This window comes from Conexibacter woesei Iso977N (assembly GCF_000424625.1).
GTDB lineage: Bacteria > Actinomycetota > Thermoleophilia > Solirubrobacterales > Solirubrobacteraceae > Baekduia > Baekduia woesei_A.
Map to the genome: position 1 here is coordinate 1,384,369 of NZ_AUKG01000001.1, position 13,483 is coordinate 1,397,851.

At 71.3% G+C, this 13,483-nt stretch carries 11 protein-coding genes; 7 read left to right on the plus strand and 4 right to left on the minus strand.

Annotation, left to right across the window (positions count from 1 at the left end; translation table 11 throughout):
• Positions 1-9: 9 nt before the first annotated feature.
• The gene (locus H030_RS0106710) at positions 10-795 is read right to left on the minus strand and encodes a siderophore-interacting protein (RefSeq protein ID WP_027005553.1); all 786 of its coding nucleotides are present in this window, start codon (positions 793-795) and stop codon (positions 10-12) included.
• Complete coding sequence (locus H030_RS36510; protein ID WP_196809027.1) at positions 788-1,498, minus strand: TetR/AcrR family transcriptional regulator; 711 nt, start codon at positions 1,496-1,498, stop codon at positions 788-790. Before H030_RS36510 ends, H030_RS0106710 begins: the two co-directional genes overlap by 8 nt.
• A 45-nt stretch (positions 1,499-1,543) precedes the next feature.
• On the opposite strand from H030_RS36510, the gene H030_RS29895 reads away from it, so the two are divergent.
• The 3 genes from H030_RS29895 to H030_RS29900 all read left to right on the plus strand — a co-directional run bounded on the left by H030_RS29895 (position 1,544) and on the right by H030_RS29900 (position 4,061).
• A complete protein-coding gene (locus H030_RS29895) occupies positions 1,544-2,545 on the plus strand; it encodes a daunorubicin resistance protein DrrA family ABC transporter ATP-binding protein (protein ID WP_035125942.1) in 1,002 nt (333 codons plus the stop codon).
• Entirely contained in the window at positions 2,542-3,402 is an 861-nt protein-coding gene (locus H030_RS0106725) for an ABC transporter permease (protein ID WP_027005554.1), read from the plus strand. The genes H030_RS29895 and H030_RS0106725 overlap by 4 nt, the downstream gene beginning before the upstream one ends.
• A gap of 200 nt (positions 3,403-3,602) precedes the next feature.
• A complete protein-coding gene (locus tag H030_RS29900) occupies positions 3,603-4,061 on the plus strand; it encodes a helix-turn-helix domain-containing protein (protein WP_035125945.1) in 459 nt (152 codons plus the stop codon).
• 100 nt (positions 4,062-4,161) lie between these two features.
• Here H030_RS29900 and H030_RS0106735 read toward each other — a convergent pair whose 3' ends face one another.
• The gene (locus H030_RS0106735; protein WP_027005555.1) at positions 4,162-4,476 is read right to left on the minus strand and encodes a hypothetical protein; all 315 of its coding nucleotides are present in this window, start codon (positions 4,474-4,476) and stop codon (positions 4,162-4,164) included.
• 505 nt (positions 4,477-4,981) lie between these two features.
• Between H030_RS0106735 and H030_RS0106740 the strand changes: the two genes are divergently transcribed.
• The gene (locus H030_RS0106740) at positions 4,982-5,920 is read left to right on the plus strand and encodes a M28 family metallopeptidase (RefSeq protein WP_155891879.1); all 939 of its coding nucleotides are present in this window, start codon (positions 4,982-4,984) and stop codon (positions 5,918-5,920) included.
• Here the strand turns inward: H030_RS0106740 and H030_RS36515 are convergent.
• Positions 5,917-7,740 (minus strand): diguanylate cyclase, encoded by a 1,824-nt coding sequence (locus H030_RS36515; RefSeq protein ID WP_155891880.1) that lies wholly within the window; start codon positions 7,738-7,740, stop codon positions 5,917-5,919. The genes H030_RS0106740 and H030_RS36515 overlap by 4 nt on opposite strands.
• Positions 7,741-7,879: 139 nt before the next feature.
• Between H030_RS36515 and H030_RS0106750 the strand changes: the two genes are divergently transcribed.
• The 3 genes from H030_RS0106750 to H030_RS36520 all read left to right on the plus strand — a co-directional run bounded on the left by H030_RS0106750 (position 7,880) and on the right by H030_RS36520 (position 13,475).
• Positions 7,880-9,001: a 5-methyltetrahydropteroyltriglutamate--homocysteine S-methyltransferase gene (locus H030_RS0106750; RefSeq protein ID WP_027005557.1), complete on the plus strand. Its 1,122-nt coding sequence runs from the start codon at positions 7,880-7,882 to the stop codon at positions 8,999-9,001.
• Positions 9,002-9,120: 119 nt separating this feature from the next.
• The gene (locus H030_RS29910) at positions 9,121-10,455 is read left to right on the plus strand and encodes an aminotransferase class I/II-fold pyridoxal phosphate-dependent enzyme (protein ID WP_081690571.1); all 1,335 of its coding nucleotides are present in this window, start codon (positions 9,121-9,123) and stop codon (positions 10,453-10,455) included.
• Positions 10,455-13,475 (plus strand): putative bifunctional diguanylate cyclase/phosphodiesterase, encoded by a 3,021-nt coding sequence (locus tag H030_RS36520; protein ID WP_051221909.1) that lies wholly within the window; start codon positions 10,455-10,457, stop codon positions 13,473-13,475. The genes H030_RS29910 and H030_RS36520 overlap by 1 nt, the downstream gene beginning before the upstream one ends.
• The last annotated feature ends 8 nt before the right edge of the window (positions 13,476-13,483 follow it).

The following is a 13,483-nucleotide window of genomic DNA, read 5'->3' on the forward strand; positions in this document are numbered from 1 at the left end:
ACCGCCGGATCACCCGGCGGCGACCACGTCCTCCTCGGCCAGGCGGTTCCACTCCGCCTTGTCGTCGCGCCAGCCCTCTTCGGTGCGCGTCTGCTTCCAGTAGCCGGACGCCGAGATCGCCTCTCGTGCGATCGCCCGATCCACCAGCAGGTGCTTGCGGACCGCCCGGACCGTCGACGCCTCGCCGTGCACGAACGCGCTGACCGGGCCCTCCGGGAAGGTGTAGGACTCGACCACGTCCACGATCGACCCGGGGCCGCCGTGCACGTAGGTGACGTGGAGGTCGCCGTCCGTCTCCAGCGGCTGCTCGTCGTCGGCGGAGTCCACCTCCACCAGCACGTGCACCGGCACGCCCGCCGGAATCCGCTGAAGCGACGCGCCGATCGCGGGCAGGACCGACGGGTCGCCGACCATCAGGTGCCACGCGGCGTCCGGGTCCGGCGCGTAGGCGCCGCCGGGGCCGTTCAAGTTGATGGTGTCGCCCGGCTGCGCGCGCTGCGCCCACGGGCCGGCGTAGCCCTCGTCGCCGTGCACGACGAAGTCGATCGTCAGCTCGCCGCGCTCCTCGTCCCAGCGCCGGACCGTGTAGGTCCGGGTGCGCGTGGCGCCCTCGCCGGCGGCGGGATCCGGGACCTGCAGCTTGACGTAGTGGTCGGTGAACTCCCCGGCGCCGAAGCCGGCGAGGCCCTCGCCACCGAAGACGATCCGGACCATGTTGGGGGTCAACGTGGTCTTGCTGACCACCTGGGCGGTGCGGGGGACGCGCCTCGGGCGCGGCGGGGTCTGCTCAGCCATGGCCACCCGGTATAGCGGGTCGGTCGACGTCCTCATACGCGCGCGCGAGGCGCGTGAAGGCCTCGTCGACGACGGCGCGCACGCGGCGCTCGACGGTCCGGGTGCTCAGCCGCTCCAGCATCGCGGCGGTCAGCGTGCGCGCGCGGAGGTTCATCGTGGCGATCACGAAGTTCGCCAGCGTGGTCGCGCGGGGGTCGCCGGGCTTGAGCCTGAGCTGGTGCGCGATGCACTGCGCCAGGCGCGCGGTCCACAGCTCGCCGATCGCCAGGCGGCGGGTCCGCAGGGCGGCGGAGGCCTCTTCGGTGGCCAGGAACCTCCGGAAGCTCTCGTAGTTGGTGGGGTCGTTCAGGAACGCCCAGCCGTCGGGGTTGAAGGGGACGACGCGGTCGGCCAGGTGGGCGTGGATCGCCCCGACGATCGTCTGGTCGCCGCGGTCGACGACGGCGCTGGTCAGCGCGGCGATGACGTCCTCGGCGCGGTCGAAGAAGAGGTCCTCCTTCGACGGGAAGTAGTTGAACACCGTCTTGACCGAGACCTCGGCGGCGGCCGCGATCTGCGCGACGGTCACGGCCTCGTAGCCGTCGCGCATGAACAGGCCCGTCGCGACGTCCGAGATCGTCTGACGGGTGCGCTCCTTCTTCCAGGCCCGCAGACCGGCCGCGGGCGGGACGCCGGTGGTGGACGGCGAGCCCATGTTTGCCATGAGTCGAACTTTACACCGAGTGGAAGTTCTGTCAAAGTCCTTCGCGTGACCCCTCTCCCCAAGGCGATCGAAGCGACCGGTCTGGTCAAGGTGTATGGCGAGAAACGTGCGCTCGATGGCGTAGATCTTGATGTTGAACGCGGCGCGGTGTGCGCGCTCCTGGGCCCCAACGGGGCCGGGAAGACGACGGCCGTCCGCGTGTTGACGACGCTCACGCACCCCGACCAGGGGCGTGCTTCCGTGGCGGGCCACGACGTGGTCCAGGACCCGGTCTCGGTGCGCCGTGTGCTCGGACTGGCCGCGCAGGACGCGACGGTCGACCAGCTGCTGACGGGGTTCGAGAACCTCGTGATGATCGGCGAGCTGCACCACCTCGGGCGCAAGGTCGCGCGCGAGCGCGCGGGGCTGCTCCTGGAGCAGTTCTCGCTGGCCGACGCCGCCAGGAAGCTGGCCAAGGAGTACAGCGGCGGCATGCGGCGGCGGCTGGACCTGGCGGCGACGCTGGTCAACCGGCCGGAGGTGCTGTTCCTCGACGAGCCGACCACGGGCCTGGACCCGCGTGCGCGTAACGAGCTGTGGGACGTCCTGGAGGGCCTGGTCGGCGACGGCGCGACGCTGCTGCTGACGACGCAGTACCTCGAGGAGGCCGACCGGCTGGCGGACGACATCGTGGTCGTCGACCACGGGAAGGTGATCGCGCGCGGCGATGCGCGGTCGCTCAAGCGCCAGGTCGGCGGCGACCAGCTGCGGGTGGTCGTGGCGTCGCGCTCTGATCTGCAGCGGGTGGCGGGTGTCGTGGCGCGCGTGGCGGGCTGCGATCCGGTGATCGACGAGGGCGCGCGATCGGTGGTCGCGCAGGTCGCGTCCGGCGGTGTGGCGGCGGTCGGCGCGCTGGCAGAAGCTTTGGGCGCCGAGGGCGTCGTCGTCGAGGACCTCGGGCTGGCGCAGCCGACGCTGGACGACGTGTTCCTGACGCTGACGGGCCGGCCGCCGGAGGACGAGGGCGCCGGCGATGACGTGAAGGTCCCTGAGGAGGTCGCGCGATGAGCGCCGCGGATGCCGCCATCGAGCTCGACCGCCCGACCGGCTCGCCGCCGGCCTCGGCGAGGGCGACGTTCCTGTCCGACACCTGGGTGATCGCCCGGCGCGGGCTGCTGCACATGCGCCGCCAGCCGGAGGCGCTGAGCGACGCGACGATCCAGCCGGTGATGTTCGTGCTGCTGTTCGCGTTCGTGTTCGGCGGGGCGATCAGCGTGCCGGGTGGCGGGAGCTACAAGGAGTTCCTGATGGGCGGGATCTTCGCCCAGACGATCGTGTTCGGCTGCTTCGGCGTGGCGCTGGCGCTGTCCAACGACCGCAACAACGGGGCGATCGACCGCTTCCACTCGCTGCCGATCCCGCGGTCGAGCGTGCTCGCCGGCCATGCCGTGGCGAACCTGCTGCGGGCGTGCCTGCCGATCGCGTTCATGACCGTGACGGGCTTCGTGGTCGGCTGGCGGATCCACAGCGGCCCGCTCGACATCCTCGCCGCCTACGGCCTGATGTTCGCGTTCTCGTTCGCGATGATCTGGGTCGGCGTGTTGTTGGGGTCCTTGGTCCCGACGCCAGAAGGGGTACAGGGGGTGGCCTTCGTGGTGATCTTCCCTGTCACGTTCATCGCTTCGACGTTCGTCCCGACCTCCACGCTTCCGGGCGTGCTGAAGACGATCGCCGAGTGGAACCCGACGTCATCGCTGGCCAACGCGCTGCGCCACCTGTTCGAGAACCCGGGCGGCGTCGCACCCCCGAACTCACCTTGGCCCCTCGAGCACCCGGTCGCCTACACGCTGATCTGGGCGATCGCGATCGTGGTCATCGCCGCCCCGTTGGCCGTGCGCGCGTACCAGCGCTCCATCAAGTCCTAGTCCTAGCGCCAGGGCGGTTTCCCCCGCGGGCTCCGGCGGCGTCGCCTCGCCGCCGGAGCCTCGTGCCGCCCTTCCGGCTCAGCGCTTCCCGCGGTTCGATGCTGCGGGGCGTGGACCGTGTCGTGGCCGGCAATGGAGTGGGGGTGTGACTGCAAAGCTGGCGGGTGGGGTGGAGGTGGGCGTGGCTACGTTGCCGCGCCATGGCCACGACCAAGAGGCAGATGCAGCAGCGGCGAGCGACGCTCAGGCCGCACCCGGTGCGGGATCAGATCGTCGATGTGATGCGCAGCTACGGCAAGCCGATCAGCCCGACTCAGTTGTCGCGGATCACCGGCGGGACGCTGGGGTCGGTGGCGTACCACGTGCGGACGCTGACCGCGGCGGGCGTCGTCGTGCTCGCCGACGAGGGCCGCGTCCGCGGCGCCGTCGAGCACTTCTACATGTTGGCCCTGGACGAGGGCGAGACGACGCTCGTCGACCCGGCCGACACCCTGCTCGCGCTGTGCGGTGCGTTGACGGTCCCCGGCGCCGACGGCGGCTACCCCGAGGCCGTCCGCCTCGACGACCGCGCGCGCCGCGACCTCAACCGCCTCATCACGACGCTTCAGCCCGAGGTCCGCGCGATCGCGACGGCCTCAACGGCCCGCCTCGCCGCCTAGCGGCCGAGGGACCGGCGCCGGCGTCTCCGTCCACGCCGGCGCCGTTCCGTGCCTCCGCCCGTCGCGATCCTCGCGGCGGGCGGTCGTCGTTCAGCGCCGCCTACTCGGAGCGGCGGCGGGTCAGAGCGAGGAGCTGGCGCTCGACGGCTTCGAGGCGCTCGGTGAGCGAGGGGTGCTCGGCGTCGTCGGCGATCGCGGCGCCGAGGTCGGGGACCGTGAACCAGGCGTAGGGCAGCTCGCAGGCGGCGGCGATGACGCGCAGGTGCGTTTCGGTCGCGCGGCCGCGGACGGTGCCGAGGTCCTTCAGCGTCGAGCGCGACAGCGGGGTCCGGTCGGCGAGCTCATCCCAGCTGGAGATGTCGGCGAGCGCCATCGCGGCGCGGATGCGGCGTCGGATCTCAGGCTGGTCGAGCACGGACAGGACGGACCGTACGCGGACAGGATCGGCCGGAGGTTGACAGGATCATCCGGTCCGGCTAGGTTCTGCCTGTTCCTGTCTGCGGCCGACAGGAACAGCCGGACGCCGACTCTTTGCCTCGATCGCCCTGCGCACTCTTCCACGTCGACCTCATCGCCGCCGAACGCGTGTTGCCGCGCGAAGCGATCGGGCCAGACGGCGCGTCAAGCCGCGCTTTGCAGTTGCGTCGCGAGGCGCGTCGAGTCGCTTTGCCGGCTCGCCACGCGGTGCGTCAAGCCGGGCTTTGCAGTTGCGTCGCGAGGCGCGTCAAGCCGCGCTTTGCAGTCGTATCGCGGCCCGCTGTGGCCGCCGATCGAAGGACAGAATCGGCCGCCGGGCAGAGGCGTCCCTCGTTCGGAGTCGTGACGGCGGCGAAGCGCCGCGCGGTGGGTGGTGAGGCTCCGCGGACCTCGCTTCGCCGGGCGGCGGCGCCTCGGGGGCGGCGGAGCGGCAGAATGGGGGAGTGGGTTCTGGGTTCCCGGTCCGGCGGGTGGTGGTGCTCGTCGCGTTGCAGGTCGTCGCGCTGCTCGCGCTCGTCCTCTGGTGGCAGCACGCGAACGGCGACCATCACCATCAACAACTGAAGCTCGCCGCGGTCACGACCCCGGCGGCGACGACGCATCGGTTCGACGTCGAGCGGGCGCTGAGGACGGTCCGGATGCAACTCGCCGCGGGCCCGCGCCCCGCGGCGTCGCCCGCGCTGCGCGAGGTCGCGGAGAAGCTCAGGCGCCGGCTGCCCGACGCGCACTTCGAGGACGTCCCGGACAACCCCGGCATGCGCAACATCGTCGGCGAGCTGCCCGGCACCGAGCCGGCGATCGTCCTCGGCGCGCACTACGAGACGATCAACAGGCCGAAGGGGTTCGTCGGGGCCAACGACGCGGCGGCGGCCGTCGGCGCGCTCGTCGAGATCGCCCACGACCTGCGCCACGCCGACCGCGGCCCGGACGCACCCGCGATCAAGTTCGTGCTCTTCGACGGTGAGGAGGAGCTGGCTCCGACCGACGACTTCTACGCCGACGCGCTGCGCGGATCCAAGGCCTACATGAACGCCCACGCCGGCCAGGTGCGCGCGATGTTGTTGTTGGACTACATGGGCAACAAGGGCGTCCGCCTGCCGCGCGAGGCGACCTCCGACGCCGCGCTCTGGAAGCAGGTCCGCGCGGCCGCCAGGCGCGTCGGGACCGAGTCGATCTTCCCGTCCGCCACCGAGACCGGCATCCTCGACGACCACACGCCCTTCCTCCGCGCCGGCGTGCCCGCCGTCGACTTCATCGACTGGTCCTATCCCGTCGCCCACACCTTGGACGACAACTACGACCACCTCTCCGCCGCCGCCATCGACGCCGTCGGCGAGACCGTCACCGACCTCCTCCTCCACTGGCCCCAGTCGATCGGCTAGCCGACGACGACGCGGTCGCGGCCGCCGGCCTTGGCGGAGTACAGCGCCTGGTCGGCGGCGTCGATGAGCGCTCGGGGTGCGGTGCGGCCGTCGGAGGTCGCGACGCCGGCGGAGAAGGTGACGTTGTCGGGCAGGGTCCCGCGCAACCGCTCGATGAGGCGGGCGGCGCCCGCGCCGTCGCAGCCGGGCAGCATCAGCGCGAACTCCTCGCCGCCCCACCGCGCGAGCACGTCGGACGAACGCAGCGTCGACTGCCACGCGGCCGCCGCCGCGCGCAGCAACCGGTCGCCGGCGAGATGCCCGTGCTCGTCGTTGTACCTCTTGAAGAAGTCGAGGTCCAACATCGCGACGCTCAACGCGTCGCCGTGGCGCTCCGCGACGGCGAGCTCCTGCACCAGCAACTCGTCCCACGCCCGGCGGTTCGGGAGCCCCGTCAGCTCGTCGGTCCGGGTCAGCTCGTCCAACCGCCCCAGCAGGTCGGCCCGCTGCATCGCGATCGCCGCCTCGCCCGCCAGCACGCCGACGAGCAACATGTCGTTGTCGGTCGCCGACGCGCGCCGCGCCGGCCAGGAGATCGCCAGCGCGCCCCGGGCGCCGCTGGACGCATCGCTCAAGCCGATCGGGATGAACAACACCGACTCGGCCCCGAGCAGCCTGATGATCCGCCGGTCGCAGTGCGGGCTCGCCGCCGCCTCGGCGACGAACAGCGGCGTCCCGGTCCGCATCACGTAGTGCGCCCCGTGCTCGCTCTCGCTCCCCGCCACGCGATACGGCGCCGTCGTCTCCGGCAGCGTCGCGGTCGTCGTCAAAGCACCATCGGATCCCAGCTCCCACAGCGACACCGCATGCGCGCCGTCGCACAGCGCCAGCGCCGTGCGGCAGATCGTCGGCCGGACCTCCAGCGGGTCGCAGTGCCCGATCTCGCGCAGCACGTCGGCGATCGACGCCAGCTGCTCCGCATGCCGCCGCTGCGCATCTTCGTGCGCGCGCAAAGCCGTGACATCCCGGACCGTGTTCAAGAAGCATCGCGTGCCGTCGCCGACGTCGGTCGGCAGCGCCGAGATCTCGGCCGGGAACCGCGTCCCGTCACGCCGGACCAGCTCGATCGCGAACGACCCGCCACCCTCGGCGACGACCCTGCGCAGCAGCCCCGCGTTGACCTCGGCGGACTCCGGCGGCCAGAACGCGAACGGCGCGCCCATCCCCAGCAGCTCGCTCTCCGGGAACCCCGTGATCGCGGTCAGCGCCGGGTTGACCTGCACGATCACGCCGTCGCGCGTCAAGGCGAAGCCCTCGCCCATCGCGCCCAGGATCGCGGCGGAGCGACCCGCCTCGTTGCGCACGTGCTCGACCAGCTCGATGACCGCGTAGCCGATCCCACCGCTCACGACGACCATCAGGATCGCCCCGCGCCACTGCGTCGTCGGGTAACGGTCCAACCCCAACAACAACGGCGTGAAGTACACCAACGCCACGCCGACGAGCACGAACGCGAGGTCCCTGCGCCGGCGCTCCAACGCGCTCCACAGCACCGGGAGGAAGATCAGCGGCCCGTAGCCCGCGCTCGGCCCGACGCTGTCGCGCATCAGCGCGATCCCGACGAGGCAGACCGCCAGCCCCGCGGCCCCCAGCCAGCGCCGCCCCGCGGTCCACGGGGCCTTCGAGGACACCGAGATCAGCGTGGTCGCCGAGCCGGTCAGCAGCAGCACCGCCAGGACGACCTCGCCCCAGCGCGCGCCGTCGGCGATCGGCAGCAGCGCCAGGATCACCGCCAGGCAGGCGGTGAAGAGGACTGCGACTTTTTTGGCCGGACGCGTCACGATGCAGGGTGGTGGGCAGTGCGAACGTCAGCGCGCAGACACCTCCCCGCGCGGTCGCCTCGATGATCGGCCCAGCCGTTCGGGTCTGAAGCTCCAGCGCGCCAGGTTCCCGACAGCGGTCCGGGGTAGGTTCAACCCCATGTCCCAGCGCACCCGCCCGCCGTTCCGCGCCGACCACGTCGGCAGCCTGCTCCGTCCGCCCGCGCTCATCGACGCGCGCGCCGACCACGCCGCCGGGAAGATCGACGCCGCCGAGCTTCACGCGCGCGAGGACGACGCGATCCGCGACGTCGTGAGGATGCAGCGGGACGTCGGCCTGCAGTCCGCGACCGACGGCGAGTTCCGCCGCGCGTCCTGGCACATGGACTTCATCTACCAGCTGGACGGGATCTCAAAGGCGCCCGGCGACCTGAAGGTCCAGTTCCACAACAGCGAGGGCGACATCGAGTTCACGCCCGCCGCGATGCAGATCGACGGCAGGCTCGGCGTGACCGACACGATCTTCGGCGACGCCTTCGACTTCCTCAAGCAGACGACGGCCGCGGACCAGACCCCGAAGCTCACGATCCCGAGCCCCTCGATGGTCCACTACCGCGGCGGCCGCGCCTCGATCGACACCACCATCTACCCCGAGCTCGACGCGTTCTGGACCGACCTCACGGCCGCCTACGCCGAGCAGGTCCGCAGGCTCGGCGACGCCGGCTGCACCTACCTGCAGTTCGACGACACCTCGCTCGCCTACCTCAACGACCCCGAGCAGCGCAAGCACGTCACCGAGATCGGCGGCGACGCCGAGCACCAGCACGAGGCCTACATCAAGCACATCAACGAGGCGTTGAAGGCCCGTCCCGAAGGCATGGCGATCACCACCCACATGTGCCGCGGCAACTTCCGCAGCTCCTGGGTCGCCTCCGGCGGCTACGACTTCGTCGCCGAGGCGCTGTTCAACGACCTCGAGGTCGACGGCTTCTTCATGGAGTGGGACGACGCCCGCTCCGGCGGCTTCGAGCCGCTGCGCTTCGTCCCCAAGGGCAAGATGGTGGTCCTGGGCCTCGTCACCACCAAGAGGGGCGATCTCGAGTCCGCCGACGACCTCAAGCGCCGCATCGAAGAGGCCTCCCAGTACGTGGATCTTGACCAGTTGTGCCTGTCGCCGCAGTGCGGGTTCTCCTCCACGGTCGAGGGCAACGCGCTGACCTACGACCAGGAGGTCGCCAAGCTGCGCCGCGTGGTCGAGGTCGCCCAGGACGTCTGGGGCTAGACACACCGCGGCGCCACTGCGCGCGGGATCTCTGCACAGATCCTGCAGAAAAACGTCCAATTGCCTGGACAAAGCTCAAATCGGACGCGTGTGTCCCGATCACAACGCCAAGAGCAGCCATGCGTCCGACTTCGACTTCCCCTGCCGTCGCCACCGCCGCACCGACCGGGCCCAGCCCGGTCGCGCGCCGCCCGTGGCTCGATCACTGGCTCGAGACGTGCCGCGACCTCGCCGAGCTGAAGGCGTCGCACCCGATGGTCGACGCCGTCATCGACGAGATCGACGGCCGCATGATCCGCGTCGGCGACCAGTGGCTCGCCGACTTCGCGTCGTGCAACTACCTCGGCTTCGACCTCGACCGCGAGATCATCGACGCGGTCCCCGAGTACCTGGAGAAGTGGGGCACGCACCCGTCGTGGTCGCGCCTGCTCGGCTCGCCGGTGCTCTACGAGGAGATCGAGGAGCAGCTGACCGCGCTGCTCGGCTCCGAGGACTCGCTGGTCCTGCCGACGATCACGCACATCCACCTGAGCGTGATCCCGCTGCTGGCCGCGTCCGGGACGATCTTCCTCGACGCCCGCGCCCACAAGACGATCTACGACGGCTGCCAGGCCGCCCGCGCCCGCGGCGCCGCGGTCCGCCGCTTCCGCTTCGAGGACCCGGACCACCTGGACGAGCTGCTCAGCGCCGAGCGCGACCCCACGCGCCTGGTCTGCATGGACGGCGTCAACTCGATGACCGGCAACCCGCCGGACCTCCCGGCCTTCGCGGCGGTCGCCCGCAAGCACGGCGCGCTGCTCTACGTCGACGACGCCCACGGCTTCGGCGTCATCGGGGAGCGCACCGGCGAGACGACCAACCCCTATGGGTCGAAGGGCAACTCGATCGTCAAGCACTTCGGCGAGTCCTACGACAACCTGATCCTCGTCGGCGGCTTCTCCAAGTCCTACAGCTCGCTGCTGGCCTTCATCGCCTGCCCGACGGAGGTCAAGGACCTGCTCAAGGTCGCGGCCCCGCCGTACCTCTACTCCGGGCCCTCTCCGGTGGCGAGCCTCGCGACCGTCCTCGAGGGCCTGAAGGTCAACGAGCAGCGTGGCGACGCGCTGCGCGACGAGCTCGAGCGCCTGACGCGCAAGACGCTCGACGGCCTCCAGCGCCTGGACGTCCACACGCCCAACCGCACCGGCCTGCCGATCATCGAGATCCCGCTGCGCGATCACGAGCAGATCGACTCGGTCGGCCGCTTCCTCTTCGAGCGCGGCGTCTACGTGACGCTCGCCGCCTACCCGCTCGTCCCCAAGGACGAGGTCGGGTTCCGCGTGCAGCTGACCGCGGTCAACACCGACGAGGAAGTGGACACGCTCCTCACCACGGTCGAGGAGCTGGCCGGCCGCGGCGTCCTGCGACCTGCCTCCGAGCCCCCGTCATCCAACAGCCTCCGGAGCGCCGCCTGATGACCCGCGACGCCGTGCGCCGCAACGCCTGGATCCCGTTCCTGGGCGTTGCCGCTGTCCTGGCCACGTTGTACATGTTGGTGCCGCCCTTCAAGGGCAACTCCTACGTGATGTTCACGCTGGGGCTCTCGCCCGTCGTCGCGATCCCGCTCGCCGTCCGCCTGCACAGGCCCGAGGCCAAGGCACCGTGGTACTGGTTCGCCGCCGGCTTCCTGCTGTTCTGGGCGGGCGACCTCTACACCTACACCTACCCGAGGCTCCACCGGGGTACCGCCACGCCGTTCCCGTCGCTGGGCGACGCGTCCTACGTGGCGGTCTACCCGGTCCTGATGGTCGGCCTGCTGCTGCTCGTCAGGCGCCGCTCGGCGCGCTCGACCGACCGCGGCTTCCTCGACGCCGCGATCCTCTCGATCGGCCTCGCGGTCCCGCAGTGGATCGCGCTGATGGCGCCGGACCTGCACATCGCCGAGCTGTCCACGCTCGGCAAGATCGTCCAGGTCGCCTACCCGTTCGGCGATGTCATCCTGCTGTCGGCGGCGCTGCTGCTGGCGCTCGACGGCGGCAAGCGCGGCGTCTCGTTCCACTTCATGTTCACGGCGATCGTCTGCCTGCTGGCGACGGACTTCGTGTACGGGTTGAAGCTGCTCGACGGCACCTACGACAACCAGCTCTGGCTCGACCTCGGCTGGATGGGCTTCTACGTCCTCTGGGCCGCCGCGGCGCTGCACCCGTCGATGACGATCGTCGACCACGGCCGCCCGGCCAAGGGCCTGCTGACGCGCTGGCGCCTGGCGCTGCTGAGCGTCGCGTGCCTGGTCGCGCCGGTCGTCGAAGGGCTCCACCACCTGCACTCGCGCAACTGGGACATGTTGGTCGTCACCGGCGCGTCGATCGTCCTGTTCGGCTTCGTTGTCGCCCGCATGTCCGGGCTGGTGCGCGTGCAGGAGCGCTCGACCGAGCGCGAGCGCGCGCTGTCGCAGGTCGGTGCCGCGCTCGTCGGCGCCGCGACGCACGCCGAGGTGACCGCGGTCGCCGTGGCCGCCACGCGCGAGCTGGCCGGCGACGACGTGCGCGTCGAGCTGCTCGGCGCCGAGCACACCGCGGCCGCCAACGACGGCGCCTACGGCAGCCCGTCGCTGGTCCTGGAGCTGCCGCCCCACGACGGCGTCGCGTCGATCCTCGTCGCCGCGGGCCCCGCGGTCGCCGACCGGACCGTGCACAACACGCTGACCGCGCTCGGCTCGCAGATCGTCCTCGCCTTCGAGCGCGCCGCGCTCAGCCAGGAACTGGGGCGCCGCCAGAGCGAGGCGCGCTTCGCGTCGCTGGTCCAGCACTCGTCGGACCTGATCACGGTCCTGGCCCCGGACGCGACGATCGCCTACCAGTCGCCGGCGATCGAGCGCGTGCTCGGCTGGACGCCGGAGGAGGTCGTCGGGCGCCGCATCGACGAGCTCGTCGACAAGCACGACAACTCGCGCCTGCTGCGGCTGATCGCCGACGGCAACGAGGCGCCGGTCGCCGGCTCGCAGACGCTGGAGTGCTCGCTCGCGCACCGCGACGGCGGCACCCGCCAGTTCGAGGTGTTGTTCACCAACTTGACGCACGACGAGCACGTCGGCGGCATCGTCCTCAACTCGCGCGACGTCAGCGAGCGCAAGGCGTTCGAGCGCCAGCTCGCCCACCAGGCGTTCCACGACCCGGTCACCGGGCTGCCCAACCGCGCGCTGTTCGTCGAGCGCGTCCGCCACGCGCTGGCGCGCTCGCGCCGCGAGCAGCGAGGGATCGGCATCGTCTTCGTCGACCTCGACGACTTCAAGATCATCAACGACTCGCTCGGCCACGCCGCCGGCGACGAGGTGCTCAACCAGGTCGCCCAGCGCCTGGCGCTCTCGATCCGTGCCAGCGACACCGCCGCGCGCTTCGGCGGCGACGAGTTCGCCGTGCTGCTCGAGGACATCGAGGGCGTGCAGGAGGCGGCCGACGCCGCCGAGCGCATCATGGAGGCGATCGCCGCCCCGCTTACCGCCGCGCACAAGGAGCTGGCGGTCCGCTGCTCGCTGGGCATCACGATCGCGGCCGAGGACGGCAGCGCCGACGCCGACGAGCTGATCCGCGACGCCGACGCCGCGATGTACATCGCCAAGCGCGACGGCAAGGGCGGCTACCGCCTGTTCGAGCCCGACATGCACGAGGGCGTCCTGCAGCGGCTCGAGCTGCGCACCGACCTGCAGCGCGCGCTCGTCTCCGACCAGCTGGAGCTCTTCTACCAGCCGGTGATCCGGCTGGAGGACGGGACGATCAGCGGCGTCGAGGCGCTGCTGCGCTGGAACCACCCGGAGCGCGGGATGGTCGGCCCCGACCAGTTCATCCCGCTCGCCGAGGAGACGGGGCTGATCGTCCCGATCGGCCGCTGGGTCCTGCGCGAAGGGTGCCGCGAGGGCAAGCGCCTGCTCGACGGCGTCCCGAGCGACAGGCCCGCGACGCTGGCGATCAACCTGTCGCTCAAGCAGCTGCAGAACTCCGACATCGTCGCCGACGTGCGCGACGCGCTGGAGGAGTCCGGCCTGGCGCCGGAGCGCCTGACGCTGGAGATCACCGAGTCGGTCCTGATGGCCGACACCGACCTCGCCGTGCAGCGGCTGGCCGAGTTGAAGGCCTTGGGGATCAAGCTCGCGCTCGACGACTTCGGGACCGGCTACTCGTCGCTGTCCTACCTGTCGAAGTTCCCGGTCGACGTGCTGAAGATGGACCGCTCGTTCCTGCGCGAGGGCGCGTCGCAGCAGACGACCGACCTGGCCAACGCGGTCGTCGCGCTGGGCTCCACGCTGTCGCTGGAGGTCGTTGCCGAAGGCATCGAGCTTCCCGAGCAGTGGGAGACGCTGCGTGACCTCGGCTGCGAGCTGGGCCAGGGCTTCTACTTCGCGCGGCCGATGAACGCGGAGGCCGCGCGCGCGTTCCTCGCCGAGGGGCGGGCCGGCGATGCCACCGGCGTGCTCTCGGCGGGCGACGATGCACCATAGCTACGAGG

Excerpts from the sequence above, each read along its gene's own strand:
- H030_RS29910 (WP_081690571.1), top strand. The coding sequence starts at position 9,121 with ATGCGTCCGACTTCGACTTCCCCTGCCGTCGCCACCGCCGCACCGACC.
- H030_RS29900 (WP_035125945.1), top strand. The coding sequence starts at position 3,603 with ATGGCCACGACCAAGAGGCAGATGCAGCAGCGGCGAGCGACGCTCAGG.
- H030_RS0106725 (WP_027005554.1), top strand. The coding sequence starts at position 2,542 with ATGAGCGCCGCGGATGCCGCCATCGAGCTCGACCGCCCGACCGGCTCG.
- H030_RS0106750 (WP_027005557.1), top strand. The coding sequence starts at position 7,880 with ATGTCCCAGCGCACCCGCCCGCCGTTCCGCGCCGACCACGTCGGCAGC.
- H030_RS0106710 (WP_027005553.1), bottom strand. The coding sequence starts at position 795 with ATGGCTGAGCAGACCCCGCCGCGCCCGAGGCGCGTCCCCCGCACCGCC.
- H030_RS36510 (WP_196809027.1), bottom strand. The coding sequence starts at position 1,498 with ATGGCAAACATGGGCTCGCCGTCCACCACCGGCGTCCCGCCCGCGGCC.
- H030_RS36520 (WP_051221909.1), top strand. The coding sequence starts at position 10,455 with ATGACCCGCGACGCCGTGCGCCGCAACGCCTGGATCCCGTTCCTGGGC.